12 protein-coding genes and 5 pseudogenes are annotated in these 14,699 nt (G+C 37.3%); 1 reads left to right on the plus strand and 16 read right to left on the minus strand.

Annotated features, from left to right (window positions below; translation table 11 throughout):
* Positions 1-120: 120 nt before the first annotated feature.
* The 8 genes and pseudogenes from TTE_RS12115 to TTE_RS13845 form a co-directional block, all read right to left on the minus strand.
* A complete protein-coding gene (locus TTE_RS12115; RefSeq protein WP_011026542.1) occupies positions 121-759 on the minus strand; it encodes an MBL fold metallo-hydrolase in 639 nt (212 codons plus the stop codon).
* 58 nt (positions 760-817) lie between these two features.
* Positions 818-2,506, minus strand: a complete 1,689-nt coding sequence (argS, locus tag TTE_RS12120) for an arginine--tRNA ligase (protein ID WP_011026543.1) — start codon at positions 2,504-2,506, stop codon at positions 818-820.
* Position 2,507: 1 nt separating this feature from the next.
* Positions 2,508-2,930: a DUF1934 domain-containing protein gene (locus TTE_RS12125; RefSeq protein ID WP_011026544.1), complete on the minus strand. Its 423-nt coding sequence runs from the start codon at positions 2,928-2,930 to the stop codon at positions 2,508-2,510.
* A 125-nt stretch (positions 2,931-3,055) separates the two neighbouring features.
* Positions 3,056-3,817, minus strand: coding sequence for a M15 family metallopeptidase (locus TTE_RS12130; RefSeq protein ID WP_011026545.1), 762 nt, complete (start codon positions 3,815-3,817; stop codon positions 3,056-3,058).
* A 305-nt stretch (positions 3,818-4,122) separates the two neighbouring features.
* Positions 4,123-5,550 (minus strand): APC family permease, encoded by a 1,428-nt coding sequence (locus TTE_RS12135; RefSeq protein ID WP_011026546.1) that lies wholly within the window; start codon positions 5,548-5,550, stop codon positions 4,123-4,125.
* Between the two features lie 212 nt (positions 5,551-5,762).
* Positions 5,763-7,199: pseudogene (locus TTE_RS12140) on the minus strand (IS200/IS605 family accessory protein TnpB-related protein).
* A pseudogene (locus TTE_RS12145) lies at positions 7,180-7,593 on the minus strand (MerR family DNA-binding transcriptional regulator). Before TTE_RS12145 ends, TTE_RS12140 begins: the two co-directional pseudogenes overlap by 20 nt.
* 460 nt (positions 7,594-8,053) lie before the next feature.
* Positions 8,054-8,213 (minus strand): annotated as a pseudogene (locus TTE_RS13845) (ISLre2 family transposase); the annotation flags it as partial.
* A 7-nt stretch (positions 8,214-8,220) separates the two neighbouring features.
* Between TTE_RS13845 and TTE_RS13605 the strand changes: the two are divergent.
* Positions 8,221-8,757 (plus strand): annotated as a pseudogene (locus tag TTE_RS13605) (transposase); the annotation flags it as partial.
* A 92-nt stretch (positions 8,758-8,849) separates the two neighbouring features.
* On the opposite strand, the gene TTE_RS12155 reads toward TTE_RS13605, so the two are convergent.
* The 8 genes and pseudogenes from TTE_RS12155 to TTE_RS12185 all read right to left on the minus strand — a co-directional run bounded on the left by TTE_RS12155 (position 8,850) and on the right by TTE_RS12185 (position 14,686).
* Entirely contained in the window at positions 8,850-9,872 is a 1,023-nt protein-coding gene (locus TTE_RS12155; RefSeq protein ID WP_011026547.1) for a DUF1646 domain-containing protein, read from the minus strand.
* A gap of 76 nt (positions 9,873-9,948) precedes the next feature.
* Positions 9,949-10,296 (minus strand): hypothetical protein, encoded by a 348-nt coding sequence (locus TTE_RS12160; protein ID WP_011026548.1) that lies wholly within the window; start codon positions 10,294-10,296, stop codon positions 9,949-9,951.
* Positions 10,297-10,303: 7 nt separating this feature from the next.
* The gene (locus TTE_RS12165; RefSeq protein WP_041587232.1) at positions 10,304-10,621 is read right to left on the minus strand and encodes a carbon starvation CstA family protein; all 318 of its coding nucleotides are present in this window, start codon (positions 10,619-10,621) and stop codon (positions 10,304-10,306) included.
* Positions 10,591-10,755, minus strand: a pseudogene (locus tag TTE_RS13610) (carbon starvation CstA family protein); the annotation flags it as partial. The pseudogene TTE_RS13610 and the gene TTE_RS12165, both read right to left, overlap by 31 nt.
* Positions 10,756-10,822: 67 nt before the next feature.
* On the minus strand, positions 10,823-11,992 hold the full coding sequence (locus tag TTE_RS12170) for a D-alanine--D-alanine ligase family protein (RefSeq protein WP_011026551.1): 1,170 nt from the start codon (positions 11,990-11,992) through the stop codon (positions 10,823-10,825).
* 11 nt (positions 11,993-12,003) lie between these two features.
* The gene (murF, locus tag TTE_RS12175) at positions 12,004-13,611 is read right to left on the minus strand and encodes a UDP-N-acetylmuramoyl-tripeptide--D-alanyl-D-alanine ligase (RefSeq protein ID WP_050724084.1); all 1,608 of its coding nucleotides are present in this window, start codon (positions 13,609-13,611) and stop codon (positions 12,004-12,006) included.
* Between the two features lie 5 nt (positions 13,612-13,616).
* Positions 13,617-14,360, minus strand: a complete 744-nt coding sequence (locus TTE_RS12180; RefSeq protein WP_041587233.1) for an alpha/beta fold hydrolase — start codon at positions 14,358-14,360, stop codon at positions 13,617-13,619.
* Positions 14,361-14,488: 128 nt separating this feature from the next.
* Positions 14,489-14,686 carry a small, acid-soluble spore protein, alpha/beta type gene (locus tag TTE_RS12185; RefSeq protein WP_009610892.1) on the minus strand — a complete coding sequence of 66 codons (198 nt, stop codon included), beginning with the start codon at positions 14,684-14,686 and terminating at the stop codon, positions 14,489-14,491.
* Between the last annotated feature and the right edge of the window lie 13 nt (positions 14,687-14,699).

Below are 14,699 nucleotides of genomic sequence, written 5' to 3' on the forward strand. Positions count from 1 at the left end.
AACATCAATCTTCGGCCGGCCATCTAAGGCTTACGCCTCTAAATGACCTTGGCTCAACCACCGCGAACCTTACACTATTATGTTTCCCGCACTTTAAGGGAATATTCTAAGAATTTTTATCTATTTTTGGAAAGTTAATGCAATAACTCTTGCCTGTCCTTCCAAGTCTTCTTTCTTAACTTCCAGCTCAGAAGAGGGGATTTGTTCTCCATTTGTAAGTTTCAAAAAGTTATCTACTGTGTCTATTGGAAAATCTATGTACTCCGTCTTGTAGTGCATTGGAATTGTAATCTTTGGGTTTAACTGCTTCATCACTTCTACCGCCTGTTTTGCGTCGATGGTATAATATCCTCCTACAGGGATAAGCAAAACATCCACAGGCCCTATCTCATTGACCTGCTTTTCCGTCAAGACATGTCCTAAATCTCCCATGTGGCACACTCTTACACCGTCAATCTCAAAAATGAAAACTATGTTTTTCCCCCGCTTTGCCCCCTGCTCTTCGTCGTGGAAAGTGCTTATTCCTTTTATTTTTATTCCTTTTATGTTGTGTTCTCCTGTCCTGTCCACTATTTCAAATTTCCCTTTTACAGCTTTAAAGTAATTGTGGTCAAAATGGGAATGAGAAGAAGTGACAATATCTGCCCTCACATCCGGCATAGGGTATCCTACAGAATCGTCAAAAGGGTCTGTCACAATTGTAGTCCCGTCTTCGGCAGTCAATTTAAAGCAAGCGTGTCCTAACCATTTTATTTTCATAAAAGACCACCTCCTAAAACCTATTATAACACAAAAAAGGCAGCAAAAACCGCCTTCTTTACATTCTTTCAGGAGCAGTGACTTTAAGTATGTCAAGAGCGTTCTTTAGAACAGTCTTTACAGCTAAAATCAGAGCAAAGCGTGCTTTCATTAAATTCTCCTCTGCTCCTTTCACCCTATGGCTGTTGTAGAAAGAGTGGAAAAGAGAAGCAACGTCTATGACATACCTTGTAATCCTGTGAGGAGCCAAGGTCTTCGCAGCTATAGTTATTTCTTCAGGAAAATAGGCAAGTTTTTTAATCAAATCCACCTCTTCCTCTTCTTTTAAAAGCCCAAGGTCTACATCTTCTATATTTTCTATCTTAACCCCCATCTCCTCTAACTGCCTTATTATAGAACAGATTCTCGCATGAGCGTACTGCACGTAAAAGACGGGATTTTCATTCGTCTGCTGCTTAGCTAAATCCAAATCAAACTCTATTGGGCTGTCAGGAGACCTCATATTGAAGAAAAATCTCGCTGCGTCTTTACCTACTTCCTCTATCAAATCCCTTAAAGTGATCATCTTTCCTGTCCTTTTAGACATCCTGACTACCTGTCCGCCCTCTATAAGCTTGACAAGCTGCATCAAAACTACATCCAGCCTGTTGGGGTCTATCCCCAAAGCCTTCATAGCCCCTTTCATAGGAGCGACATGCCCATGGTGGTCAGCTCCCCAAACATTTATCACCCAGTCAAATCCGCGCGTCACAAACTTGTTTTTGTGATAAGCTATGTCAGAGGCAAGATATGTTGGAACTCCATTTGACCTCACTAAAACGTCATCTTTCTCAGCGCCAAAAAGGGTCATTTTAAACCACAATGCTCCATCTTTTTCATAGGTATAGCCCTTTTCTGTAAGCTCCTCTATCACTTTATACACTTCTCCGCTGTCATAAAGGGACTGCTCAGAAAACCACACGTCATACTCTATTCCGTAAAGCACCAAATCCTCTTTCATCTTCTCTATATTCTTTTTAAGCCCATATTCTATTAAAGCCTTTCTCCTCTCTTCAGAAGGCACATCCTTATACTTGTCTCCGTGTATCTCTAAAAATTCTTTCGCTCTGTCTATTATGTCCTCTCCGTGGTAACCCCCTTCTGGCACCTCTGCATCTATTCCAAGAAGTTGCAAATACCTAGCCTCAAGGGAATATCCAAACTTCTCTATCTGATTCCCCGCGTCGTTTATGTAAAATTCCCTTGAAACGTTGTACCCCGCGTAATCGAGTATGGAAGCCAAAACGTCTCCTATCGCTCCCCCTCTAGCATTTCCCATGTGCATCGGACCTGTAGGGTTAGCAGAAACAAATTCCACCTGCACCTTCTTGCCTTTTCCAAGGTTAACCCTTCCATAATCTTTTCCTCTTTTGTGAATCAATTTAAGCGTCTCAATCAAAAAATTTTGGTTTAAAAAGAAGTTGATAAAGCCTGGCCCAGCAACTTCAACCTTCTCTATAAAGGTACCAGAAGTATTCATTTTTGAAGCTATAATCTCTGCAATTTTACGAGGAGCCATCTTTGCCTCTCTTGCCATAACCATTGCAAAATTGGTAGCAAGGTCCCCATGCTGTTTTTCCTTTGGCTCTTCCACTTCCACATCTTGAATGGATTCAAAATTGAGCAATCCCTCTTTTTTAGCTTCATTTAATGCTTTTAAAACAACATCTTTTATCTCTTCTTTAGCTTTTTGAACAATATTCTCCAACTCAATTTACCTCCCGCACTTTTAGATATAGTTCATTGTTGCTTACCTTTCTATTGTTGAGGTCGAGAACATACTTTATGTTTACCTCTCCTCCACTCTCCCCCATATTTACATTCACGTCTGTAGAGAGAACTCCTAAAAGAATTTTGCCATAAGGTGTCTGATAATCTGTCTCATGCCTTTTATTTTTTTCAAAGACCATTTTGGACTTGTTCGTGCCAAATCTGAGCAAGGTAACCTTGTCTCTAGTTATTTTCAAAGTGGTAGTGGTGCCATCCATGCCTGACAATTCGCTCTCTTCATACACCACGTAAAAAGTATTGCCCTTGACATAGAAATTCCCTTCTGTAACAAGTTCTATAGTGTCAACTTCTTCCCTGTCGTTCTTCTGAGTGCCCTTTACAGAAATAATGGCCTTTTTCAACTGCCTCTCCCCTTTTTGCCTTCAAAAAATCCTTTTCTATTATTTTTTAACATACAATCCCCTTATTTTCAAGTACGCTATTCAAAATATTTAAAAAGGAAGCGGATTAAAACCCGCTTCCTTTCTTATTCTATGTCGCTTCTCCAAGCAAAGAAAGGTTTGGCCCTACCGTAAAGAGCATATTCTTTCTTGCTCACCCACGCCCAATTTTGATTGCCGTAGTCGTAGTGCCACCATTCATCTAAATAGTTTGTAAAACCCACTGATGTCATGATATTAAAGAGTAACCTGCGATTTTCCAAGGCTTCCCTTTCCTCTTTTGAAAGCTCCTTGCCTTCTTTCAACAACTCTTCAAAATAAGTAGTCCTTGCCTTTTCCGTAGGATCGTCATACTCTGTTCCCATATTGAGCAGCCTTCCCTTGTCATCTGCAATTGTCAGGTCAACAGCCCCTCCGGTGTTGTGGGGCGAAGGCCTCGTAGGATCTGTAGAAGGTAATGCAACAAATGTCAAGGTTCTTTTAGTAATCTCTTCTTCCGATTCAGAAGGATATTGCTTCCTAAACTGTTCCTTTAAAGTATCAAACAGAGATTGCTGCACCTGAATAGGTCTCCACGTATCAAAAATCACAAACTTATATCCCGGTGGCAATAAATCAGCCGCTTCTAGTAATTTTTCATATACACTCTCTCTCACGTAACATTCAGGAAGAGCACCTTTTATCCCCTGAAGAAAGTACTCTGAGCGCACTATTATCCTCTCGGGATATAAACTTAAAGGAACCAGCTTTTCATTATTTTCTCTTATCGGAATCTTTCTAACCTCTTCCCAATTCCACTTTTCGATTGGAGTGGAAATAGGTATTTCCTTAAAATTTTTATCACTCATTTTTTCACCCTTTTCTCCAGCAATTTTATAATATTCTTCTCCTACCAATTCTTTCAAGGCCTTTTCGTCCTCTTCACGAGGTGAATACATGTAAAGTATTACACCTATTAATATCCATACTACTAGGATTATATTACTCGTAGGGCCACTCTAAGGATAAATCCGTGCCGGGTATCAGCGTAGAAATAGCAATAAGCCCCGCCATTATCGCACCTACAATGGGATAAAACATACTTGACACTTTTTCCATTCCTTTTTAGGTAAAGGAGCAGGAGTATCTTTGAAAACCCCAATTTTATCCATAATTAATCACTAGCCTTTTTTATAGCTTCATAATACTCACCTAACAAATTTTTCAATGCTTCTTCCTCATTACCTTTTGGAGCTTTAGCATATAGTATAACTCCCACTATAGCCCACACACCTAAAACAATATATTCATATGGCCAAGCTAATGACAAAGGCGTTCCTGGAATCAAAGTAGCTATTGCAATTATAATTGCTACTATACCTCCAATTAAAGGTAAGAGAGTAGCCGAAGTCCTATAAGCACCTCTAAGATTAGGATATTTTTTTCTTATTTTAATCAAACTAAGAGTAGCCAATACCCACGCAATTGCAATAGCAAATCCTCCCATATCTAAAAACCATACCATAGCTCCTTTTCCCAGCCATCCTAAACCAAGTGCAAATCCAAGAGTTAAGTAAAGAGCATTTACAGGTGTTCCATATTTAGGATGTGTTTTAGTGAAGGTCTGGGGAAGAACTCCTGCACGTGACAAAGACAAGATTAATCTAGGCGTTGCTGCAAATAAACCTACAAAACTTGTAACTAATCCTAGGACAGAAATAAAATATGCCGCCCATCCTAATGCAGGAAAACCAGCTACTTTAAAAGCATCTATTGTTCCTAATTTTAATTTAGCAGTCTCTTGCCACGGAATAACCCACGCAGAAGATAGCAACACTATCGTATAAAACAATCCCGCTAAAACAACTGATAAGATAACACTAATGCCAATTTTCCTTACGGGCATATTTGCTTCTTCTGCTAGTACAGCAACTAACTCAAACCCTGTTAAATATGTCATAGCGGGTAAAACAAATCTCATTGTCGAAAGGAATGGATTCATATCTTTACTCCAGGCAGGCCAAAAGTTTGATGCTTGACCGTGAGTAAATCCTACAATTACTAACAGTAACCCTAGTACAATCATTGTTCCAAACATTACAATTTGAATCCCTGATGCTAAATGAGCTCCATAATAATTTACTAAAAACACTAACAATGTAATAGCAATACCTACTATAAGTTCAGGTAAATGTATTTTAGTCCCCGCAATAACATAATATGGGCCTTGTTCAAGTTGAGGAAAAATCCATGCCAATAACAAACTTGATGCCGTCACATAAAATGCCAGAGAAGCTAAATAAGCGCCTACTAACGCCCATCCTGCTATAAAAGAGGTTGTCTTACCAAATGCGACATACGTGTAAACAACTTCTCCTCCAGCTCTGGGGAAAACAGTAGACAATTCGGCATAAGCCAAAGCAATTAAACTAGCAATCACTGTCGCTACAACAAATCCAAAAATTTCCCCTCCTGCTCCGTATGCTGCAAAAAACTTACTGTTTGTATATATCCAGCTTGTTCCTATAACGCCCGCTGCTCCAAGAGCAACTAAACCAATAAAGCTTATTCGTTTTTGAAGTTCTGTCATTAATAACACCATCCTTTCTTTCTCTTTTTTATTATTTTTTAATTTCTAAAATCTTACTTTAGTTTTCTCTCTTTACATACTCACCTGGTTACCCAAACTGTACAAAAATCTACAGTTTAGACAGCTGGGGTATTTATAGTCCGCCCTTCAGACTTTCCCAGCCCCAGCAGGCGGTATTTGGGAAAGCCATAGCCCCTGCCCCAAGAAGCAGGAACTTGCGCCCCTTACGGGTCTCTCCACTTACCCTGAATTATCAATCCTTTCAGGGTAGAGAAGTCTCTTTTTACCTTCTCAGGAGAGAGTGGAGTCACCACCGCTACCTTGAGAACTCGCCAGAAATCATAGGCACTAAAACTTGTTCCATCCAGAGGTCTTAGCACCTTTCCTGACTCACTCTCAAGGCTTTGTAAAAATTTTATTGCTCTGTTTATCTCTTTTAAGTGCCTTTTCTTCAAATACTTGTTTTTGACAGTATTTTTTACATGCTTTTTTAATTCTTCTAATTCTTCTACAGTCAATGTGTTGAGAAAGTTTATATAGTTATTCGGTATTTTTTCTTCTTTGCCCAACCCTCTTCTTGCTATTACATAGGCTGCTGATATATCTTTTGTTACCATGTACTGCGGTGCATATTTTAACATCCCTATTATTGATGTGTAAGAAGGGTCTACTTCTATTACTTCTATCCCTTCTCTTTTTGCCAGAGTTTTTATTTTTGAAAGAAGGGATTTATAGCTAAAGCTGTGCCTTATCCTTCTTGATTTCCTCCCTGAAAAGTCTCCTCTTTTGCCTTTTTCTTTTATGTCTAATTCTTCAATCACTATTGCCTTTCTTTTCTCTTTTGCTATTTTTACTATCTCATGAGCATACTGCCATCTGAAGTATTCTCTTTTGTCTTTACTGCCACTTGATAGTTCTGGCATTGGTATATTCCCATAGCTTATTAAATTACCTTTTTCATCTACTTCTGCCCATGATATGTTGTCTGGATATGCATTTACATCTATTCCTATGACTCCTTTGTCAGTTGTTATTTTTATTTTCGGATATTCTTCTTCTATAGCAAAATAGGCGTATATATTGCCATTTTTAAGTTTTAATTCTACAGAGTAGGGTATATTTGATTCCGCAATTTTCTGAAGGAGTTCTTCTCTGTCTTTATTCTTTCTCCATCCCGCTTCTATTTTTGCATATACATATTTTCTTTCTCCCACGTTTATCCTTAAGAAAGTGCCATTTTCTTTTACTTTTATCCTTGTGTTGAGATTTCCTTTTTTGCTCTTATCCCCTCTTGAATATAGATTTCCTTTTCATTTTTCTTGCCACTTTGTTTTTAATTTTTGATATTCCTTCCCATTTATATGGCGATTTTGAAGTTTTTTAAATAAGTCTCTTCCTCCAAAAATGACTTTCTTTGGATTGTTGTCTAATTGTCTAGATGATTCTAATACACCTCTTGCTTTCATTATTGCATCATCTACATATCTTGAGTTTAAGTCAAACATCCCCTGAAGGTCTCTTTTTAATGTTTTTCTATCATAACCTTCTAGAAGCCTTTGGTATGCAAATCTCATACATGATGACCATCTTCTCATTAAGTCTAATACTATTTGTTTGTCTTCTTGATTTAGAAAAATGAGTTTAGCCTGTATCACTATCATGCTTTTTGCCCCTTTGTCCGTAAATTCTTACTGCGAAAGATGTTACTATTGCTATTAAGTCTTCTGCTAGTTCTTTATTTTATTTACTCCACTTGCTATTTCGGATATGACTTCATACTGCCATCCTTGGGAATTAGCGTATTCTTCAAGCCTTCTAATTTGATTCTTAAGATATTCTTCTTGTTTCTTTGTGGACACTCTTGCATACAAAACTACTTTAGGTTTTGGTTTTTCTTCCAGCATGCCTAATAACTTCTCTATATCTTCTTTTTTGTACCTTCTTCTTCCTTTTGGTGTTCTAACGGGGGGTTATTAATCCTTCCTTTTCCCAGTTTATTAATGTAATTCTGCTTATATCATACAGCTCTTTAACCTTTTTTATAGTTAATAACATTTATCACCACCCAATTAAAATTATGTCATTTTTTACTACTAATTTCAACTGTTTTGACCTCCTCCTGTTTGGTTTATTTACCCTTACTTCTGGATAAACGATTACAATTCTTATAATTAAAACTGCTTTTTCTATTATCAACTAATTACAATTACGTTACCCTTCCCCTTTTTCTTCATTATTATTGCAATTTGTAAGTTATACAATATCATTTAAAGTATGGGGATATTTATCTGTTGAATTGAAAAAACCAAAGAGTATGCTCCACAAATGAAACCGTCTACTAATAGTAAATTTAAAGTATTCATTTCATTTGATAGTTATTTTTATGCTTTATTTTGGTTTTTTATTCATTTAAAATAAATTATACCTTATATAAATGAATAAATCAAGTGTTTTTCTGAATTTGATAGTGTCAAGATACTGTAAGATATTTTTTAGGTTTCCATCCATTATTTTTTTATATCACACTTTCATATTTTATTGCTTTTAAAATTTTGTATATTGGTATTACTTTACCTATATTTAAAACCGGTAATATTATTTATCTTTTCATTTGTAGACGTTTTAACCTTCTTCACTGCCTCTTTTATTTGCTTCTTCGCTAATTTGTAACCTCCATTGGGGGTTGATGAATCATATACTGAACTTCTTATGTCCCTAGTTATTAACGGCTACTCAGAATCTTCTCTCTTGAATACCCTCAAAAACCTCCAACTGCCCTACTCTGAAGATGAACTCAATAAAATTAAAAATGACCTTAAAAGTGAATTAGACCTTTTTAAACAAAGAGAATTGCCTGAGGCAGTCTTTGCATTACTAATTGATGCCTCCTATTGTGAAATTAAAGATGGCTCAAAGTTAAAAAAGCTGCCTGTTACATAGTCCTCGGTATCGACATGGAAGGCAAAAGTGATGATTTCCCAGGTATAATTGAAACAGTCAAGGCTTTAATCCTTATGCTGACCACCAGCTCTGTTTTGTGCATCTTCAAAGAAATATTCGTAAATGTATAACTAATGTTGTAGAAAGTGTCAACAGCTCATTGAGAAAATTCCTATAAAAGTGAGTAGTTATTTCAATTCTGTTGACGTGCTTGAAATCAATATTTATCTGAAGAGAAAAAATTTAAAACAGACAAATTATTTGATTTTTGATTTTTGATTTTTTCGCGGTGAGGTCCTTTTTTCTACATCTATACCTCATTTTCCTGCTTCATTACTTACTGAAATTTTACACTATCCTCCTTGACTTATTTAGATCACAAACAATACAATATAATACACTATCAAAAGTATTGCACCTAGAGGAACAGCAATTCGTGCCCATTCTGTACTTTTTATTTTTAATTTACCCGCTGAAATGATGTTTGGAATATTACCTGGAATTAACATCCCTCCACTAATAAGCATTCCCATTAAAATAGCTCTTATCTGTTCCGGCGTCATTGATGGAGAAATTTCTGCTGCTGCTAGCGTAGCATTATCAACAATTGCAGAAATTGTATTTACCCAGTATAAAATCTCACTTTTCATTTTAACAATATATAAATCAATTATAGGCTTAAAACCTGTTCCCAGTAGCTCTAATGCAAAAATAAAGACAAATACTTTAAAAGCTCTAATGAATACTTCTCTTATATTCTCATCTGCCTCAACATCTTCTGTAGGCTCACCTATCCCACTTTCTCTTTTTGCAAAAAATGTTCCTATTAATCCAAGAGCTAAAATTGCAATTATTATCTCTATACCTATTAATCGTGCAAGATAAAAAAAGTCGGCATGTAACTTGGATACAACAATAGTAGCCAGTGGCTCCCCTACAGGTGTTAAAGCAGCACCAAGGCCTATGGAGAAACAAGCAATGACAATCAAATTTATTTTGTTTTTTCTAGTAAGAGGCAAGTAGTTTACGACTTCAACCAAAACCAAAGAGGCAATTATTGCTGTAATAATGCTTGACATGAGCCCAAGTATCACGATTATAATGAATGCGAAAAGCCTCAAAGATATTTTATCTGCAACTTTTTCAACACCTATTTTCAATTTTTCTTTTAATAATGCAAAAATTAGCCCTGCAATCAAAACTGCCAAAGTTATATAGTAAATGAGTGGATTTTTGAAAATATGGAAAAACAATTCTACACTAAATTGTTTTGACACAATTACAGATATAATTCCCATTGTAAATAAAAAATATTCCAGATTGTGTTCTACTTGTTTTACCACAAATGGCAATAACAGAATAAGTACTAAAATTACAACTAATGCTGTTACCATATATATACCTCCTCTTAAATTTTGCACTATCATCTGTCAGCATTTTTGTAGAAATTCCTTCACCTGAAATAATACTTTAATGCGCCTGCAAAATTTGTTCAAGTTGTTCAATGGTGGGTATACCTTCAAAAATTTTTTTACCATCCAGTATCCAGGCAATTTTACCACCTTTTATATTGTATTTAAGGAGATAAAGAAAAAAGAAAAAATTCCTCGAATCTACAACCTCAACCTCGATTTCTGGGTGGTTTTTGTAAAGATATTTCAATACTAATGATAAATTTACAGGGTCATCCGCCGATGGGTGGACACTAAAGTCTTTTATTTCTCTCAGATCTACGTTTACACATCCTGTAGTATTGCTAAAAAATTCACCAAAGACCAAGAGGCGCCGTTTAGCGCCTCTTTTTTTAATATCATTCATAATTACTTTATGCCTTCTCCTCCTCTGTTTTTTTCTTAATTAACGCTACGTAAGCTTCCACAACCAGCCACACAGCCAACACAATAAGGATTATAGAAACAATTCCCAATGGAAGTGTAGGACCGCTAAGATTAGCCTTGACTAGCAGTATTAATGCTGCCAAAGTCGTCACAATCATAAACACCATGGGTAAACCAGTAAACCAAGCCGGTTTCTTCAATCCCTTCATTATGAAGGCTGTTATGCCTAATAATGCTAGACCTGCAGTTAATTGATTAGCTGAACCAAATACCGGCCAAATGAGATAAAACCAATCACAATCCATAAATAAGCAGGAAGCCAGCCAAACATGGAAGCAGCTGTAATAGGTCCGACTATGGGACCTGCACCTGCAATACTGGAAAAATGGTGCCCTAAAAGAATCATTGGATGGGTTGGTACGTAATCAATGCCATCATACAATATTTTCCTGCTTCGTTACTACTGAAATTTTACACTATCTACCCCCAGTAAAAAGGGGGTATTTTTACATTTTTGTTCCTCTGTCGGCCGCCTTAAGCAACAAAGTAGTCTCAAAAGTATACATATTTCTGGCATACTCTTTATGCCTTTCAACGGCATACTCAATAAGCCTATCAATCAATTTCTCAAAAGAAATCCCCAAAGGTTTCCACAAGTAGAAGGCAAATGAACCAGGAATTGTATTTATTTCATTTACATACACCTTCATGGTCTCTTTTTCTAGCAAAAAGTCTATTCTAGCTAATCCACTGCAATCTAAAATTTGAAACACTTTTTTAGCCAGTTCCTGTATTTCTTTAGTCTTTTCTTCAGGAATGGGGGCAGGAATCTGCCTCGTAGTACTTCCTTTGCCGCCTTTTTCTTTTCTCATGTATTTGTCCTGGTAACTCAAAAACTCTTCCCAGGGTACAGGCATTTCGCATAAAGATATCTCCAAATCCCTGTCAATGCCCATAACAGAGCAGTTCACTTCCATGGGATCTTTAACAGCTTCCTCCACTATTATCTTTCTGTCGTAATAAATGGCAATTTCTATAGCGTCAAAAAGCTCATCCCTATTTTTGGCCTTGCTTATGCCTATACTGGAACCCAAATTAGCCGGCTTGACAAACATCGGATATTTTAGCTTGCTCTCAATCAAATCTAGCATAGCTTCTTTGTTCTTTTCGTATTCTTTTCTCAAAAACCACAGGTAATTAACTATGGGAAGATTATTCGCTTTGAAAATATCCTTCATTATCACCTTATCCATTCCTGTCGCTGAGCCTACTACTCCGCTCCCCACATAGGGTATATTTGCTAGTTGAAATAATCCTTGCATAGTGCCATCTTCGCCGTGAGTTCCGTGAAAAGCAGGAAAAATGACATCTACGTCTATGTAATCATACTCTTTTGACATGAATTTCTTCCTGAAAGGGTAGTAATACAATTTGTTAAGCCCTGGCACAGGAGGCAGCACAACCTGTTCGCATTTCTTTAAAAGGGAAGGTATGTCTTTGTAATTAGAAATGTCCAAAAGGCCTTTGCCAGTATACCATCTCCCGTCTCTTCCCACGTATACCGGTATTGGCTCATACTTTTCCTTGTTCATATTCTCAATGACCTGGAGCCCTGTAATTATAGAAACCTCGTGCTCCACTGATTTTCCTCCAAACATCACAGCCACTTTCAACATAAAAATCCTCCTCATCCTTCATAATTATCAGGCAAGTCATTTTCAAAAAGCACCACATCTCCCGGTTGAAGTAGCGTCTGTAAAACTTTTGTAGCCTCATCCAAGTTAGCCACAACAAACACTTTTTCTTCGGGAAAACTGGCTTCCTTCAACCCTTCAAAAATAGGTCTACTTCTCTTTTTCCCGACTAAAATTGCATAGTCACAGACCTCTGCAATGTTTTTCCCAAGATTTTTATTCTCTTCATACTCTTTCTCCCCCAGTTCCACCATTCCTGGAGTTACGATTATCCTCCTCTTTGCATCCATCTCCTTAAGACAGGCAAGGGCCTCTTTTGCCCCCTCAGGGTTTGAGTTAAAGGCGTCGTCAATAACAGTTACGCCATGAGGAGTGGATATAAGCTGAAGCCTGTGGGGAACAGGTTCAATTCTGGAAAGGCCTCTTTTTATCTCTTCCTCGTTTAGTCCTAATGCCAGTGCCACAGAAATCGCAGCCAATAAGTTACTCACATTGTGCCTTCCAAGCAGTGGTACCTCACATTTTATTCTCATCCCATCTTCAGTCACCGCGTCAAACTTGAGGCCTTGTCTAGTATTAATGATATTCTCAGCCCACAGAAAATATTTCCTTTCAATTGGACTTTCTGTGCCATAGAATAATTTTCGCACAGCAAATTTTTCTCCAAAAGTCCTGCAGTAATAATTATCCCCATTTAGTACAGCAATCCCATCTTCTGGCAAACCTTCTACCAGTTCAAACTTAGTTTTAGCAACATTCTCTATCGTTCCAAAAGTCTCCAAATGCTGAGGCCCTATTGATGTAATCACTCCTATCTTGGGATTCGCAAGCTTTACTAGAACTTTTATATCTCCCCTCTGTCTCGCCCCCATTTCACAAACAAAAATCTGATGGGTATCTTTTAGCTCATTTCTGATGACCTTTGTGACCCCCATAGGCGTATTATAACTTTCCGGAGTCATTAAAACAGAAAATTTTTCTGAAAGAACAGCTGTTATAAAATGCTTTGTGCTTGTTTTGCCGTAGCTCCCAGTTATACCTATTGTAATTAAATCTTTTCTATTCCTTATCTTGCGCTGAGCTGATTTATAATATAAAAACTGAATAAATTTTTCTAAGGGGAAGGTAATTACTAAGCTCAAAGCCATATAAACTGGCAACAAAGCCGTCAGAATTAGCACCTCAGCAGAAAAAACTTCTGGAGCTTGAAAATTCTTCTTCAAAAAGTAAAAGGATAAAGCTATAAGAAGCCAGAAAGTCAAAAAAAGCCTTGTCGCTCTGGCAGTAAAGACCAAGGGTTTTTTCGCCTTTTTTTTAGTCGTAACTTCTTTGTAAGTTATATAAAAAAACAGCGCTATAGGTACTAAAATGATAATTTCTGAAGGAAGTCTAAAAATATTCATAATAAAGGCGATACCCGCACTCAAAAGTGCAAGCAATGACTCTTTTACCCACCTGTCATAATTTCTAAAATGCCACTTGAAAAAATTTTTTATCTTGTAGCCTTCCAGCTGTGCCATATGAAGCTCCTTCTTTCCGTAGAAAAACACAACCAAGATAAAAGATAAAACTACAAGAGCTATCCCAATCAAATTTGCCACTCTTATCACCTCAAGAAATAGCTTACGATTATGATAAAATCATTTAGCCTCTCCAAATAAGAAAAGTGTCCTGCATTTTCAAAAACCACCAATCCAGCATCGGGAATTTCTTTTTCCATAATCTTTGCAAATTCAATGGGAGTTTCCCTGTCCTTATCGCCCCATATGAGAAGTGTAGGTGCCTTTATCTTTTTTAAATATCCCCTTAAGTCCTGATTTATCACTTTAACAAAAGTACCTCTTAAGCGGCCTGCCTCTTTGTAGTCCTTTGAACCATATCTTTCGTATAATTTTTCCACCGCATCCTTTTTGCCCAAAAGCAAAAGCAGGCTTTTTATAAGCTTAAACCTGTACACTCTGTAGTAATACTTCCATCCCCTTTTGGGAATTAAACCTGCACTATTTACCAAGACAAGTTTATCTACCACCTCTGGGTGGAGAGCTGCCAGCATTATAGCAACACGTCCGCCAAATGAATGGGCTATTATACTGACCTTTTCAAGCCCTAATCTTTCTAAAAACTTATATGTAATTTCCATATACCTTGTGACGTCCCAATCTCCATCAGGAAAGTCAGACCTTCCAAAGCCCGGAAAATCTACGGCGTACACTTCGAATTCCTTTGACAAAGCATTAAATACGGGTAAAAAGCTATTCGAATTTCCTCCCCATCCGTGCAGAAATAAAACTTTTTTGCCCTGCCCTTCTTTCTTGTAGAAAATATTTATCCCGTCTATATTGATGTACACTTTTTTCACTCCTGTACTAAAATTGCTAATATATATTATAGCATTTGTGCGCCAATTATAATACCACATTAATTTCTTTTTAAAAAAATTTCTACATAAAAAGCCGGGAAACATTCCCGGCCGAGGGTTTAGAGGGTGACTTTTCCGTTGTTGTAGTTTTCAACTAGCATCTTCTCTGCTCTCTGAATTGCAAGTTTCACTAAGTTACCGCAGTCCCTTGAGGTTACGCTTCCCCAACCTTCCCTCATGACTGTGTCGTAAACGCCGAGTTCCTTCGCCAGCTCGTACTTGAGCTGGTCTGACATCAACCCTCTGCGTCTACCCATTTTTATCCCCTCC

The sequence above is a fragment of the Caldanaerobacter subterraneus subsp. tengcongensis MB4 genome, assembly GCF_000007085.1.
Lineage (GTDB): Bacteria > Bacillota > Thermoanaerobacteria > Thermoanaerobacterales > Thermoanaerobacteraceae > Thermoanaerobacter > Thermoanaerobacter subterraneus.

What these genes read in the sequence shown, in the direction of transcription:
- TTE_RS12115 (WP_011026542.1), bottom strand. Translation starts at nt 759, where the DNA reads ATGAAAATAAAATGGTTAGGACACGCTTGCTTTAAATTGACTGCCGAA.
- TTE_RS12130 (WP_011026545.1), bottom strand. Translation starts at nt 3,817, where the DNA reads ATGAGTGATAAAAATTTTAAGGAAATACCTATTTCCACTCCAATCGAA.
- TTE_RS12165 (WP_041587232.1), bottom strand. Translation starts at nt 10,621, where the DNA reads ATGGATTGTGATTGGTTTTATCTCATTTGGCCGGTATTTGGTTCAGCT.
- TTE_RS12185 (WP_009610892.1), bottom strand. Translation starts at nt 14,686, where the DNA reads ATGGGTAGACGCAGAGGGTTGATGTCAGACCAGCTCAAGTACGAGCTG.
- TTE_RS12155 (WP_011026547.1), bottom strand. Translation starts at nt 9,872, where the DNA reads ATGGTAACAGCATTAGTTGTAATTTTAGTACTTATTCTGTTATTGCCA.
- TTE_RS12170 (WP_011026551.1), bottom strand. Translation starts at nt 11,992, where the DNA reads ATGTTGAAAGTGGCTGTGATGTTTGGAGGAAAATCAGTGGAGCACGAG.
- TTE_RS12160 (WP_011026548.1), bottom strand. Translation starts at nt 10,296, where the DNA reads ATGAATGATATTAAAAAAAGAGGCGCTAAACGGCGCCTCTTGGTCTTT.
- TTE_RS12135 (WP_011026546.1), bottom strand. Translation starts at nt 5,550, where the DNA reads ATGGTGTTATTAATGACAGAACTTCAAAAACGAATAAGCTTTATTGGT.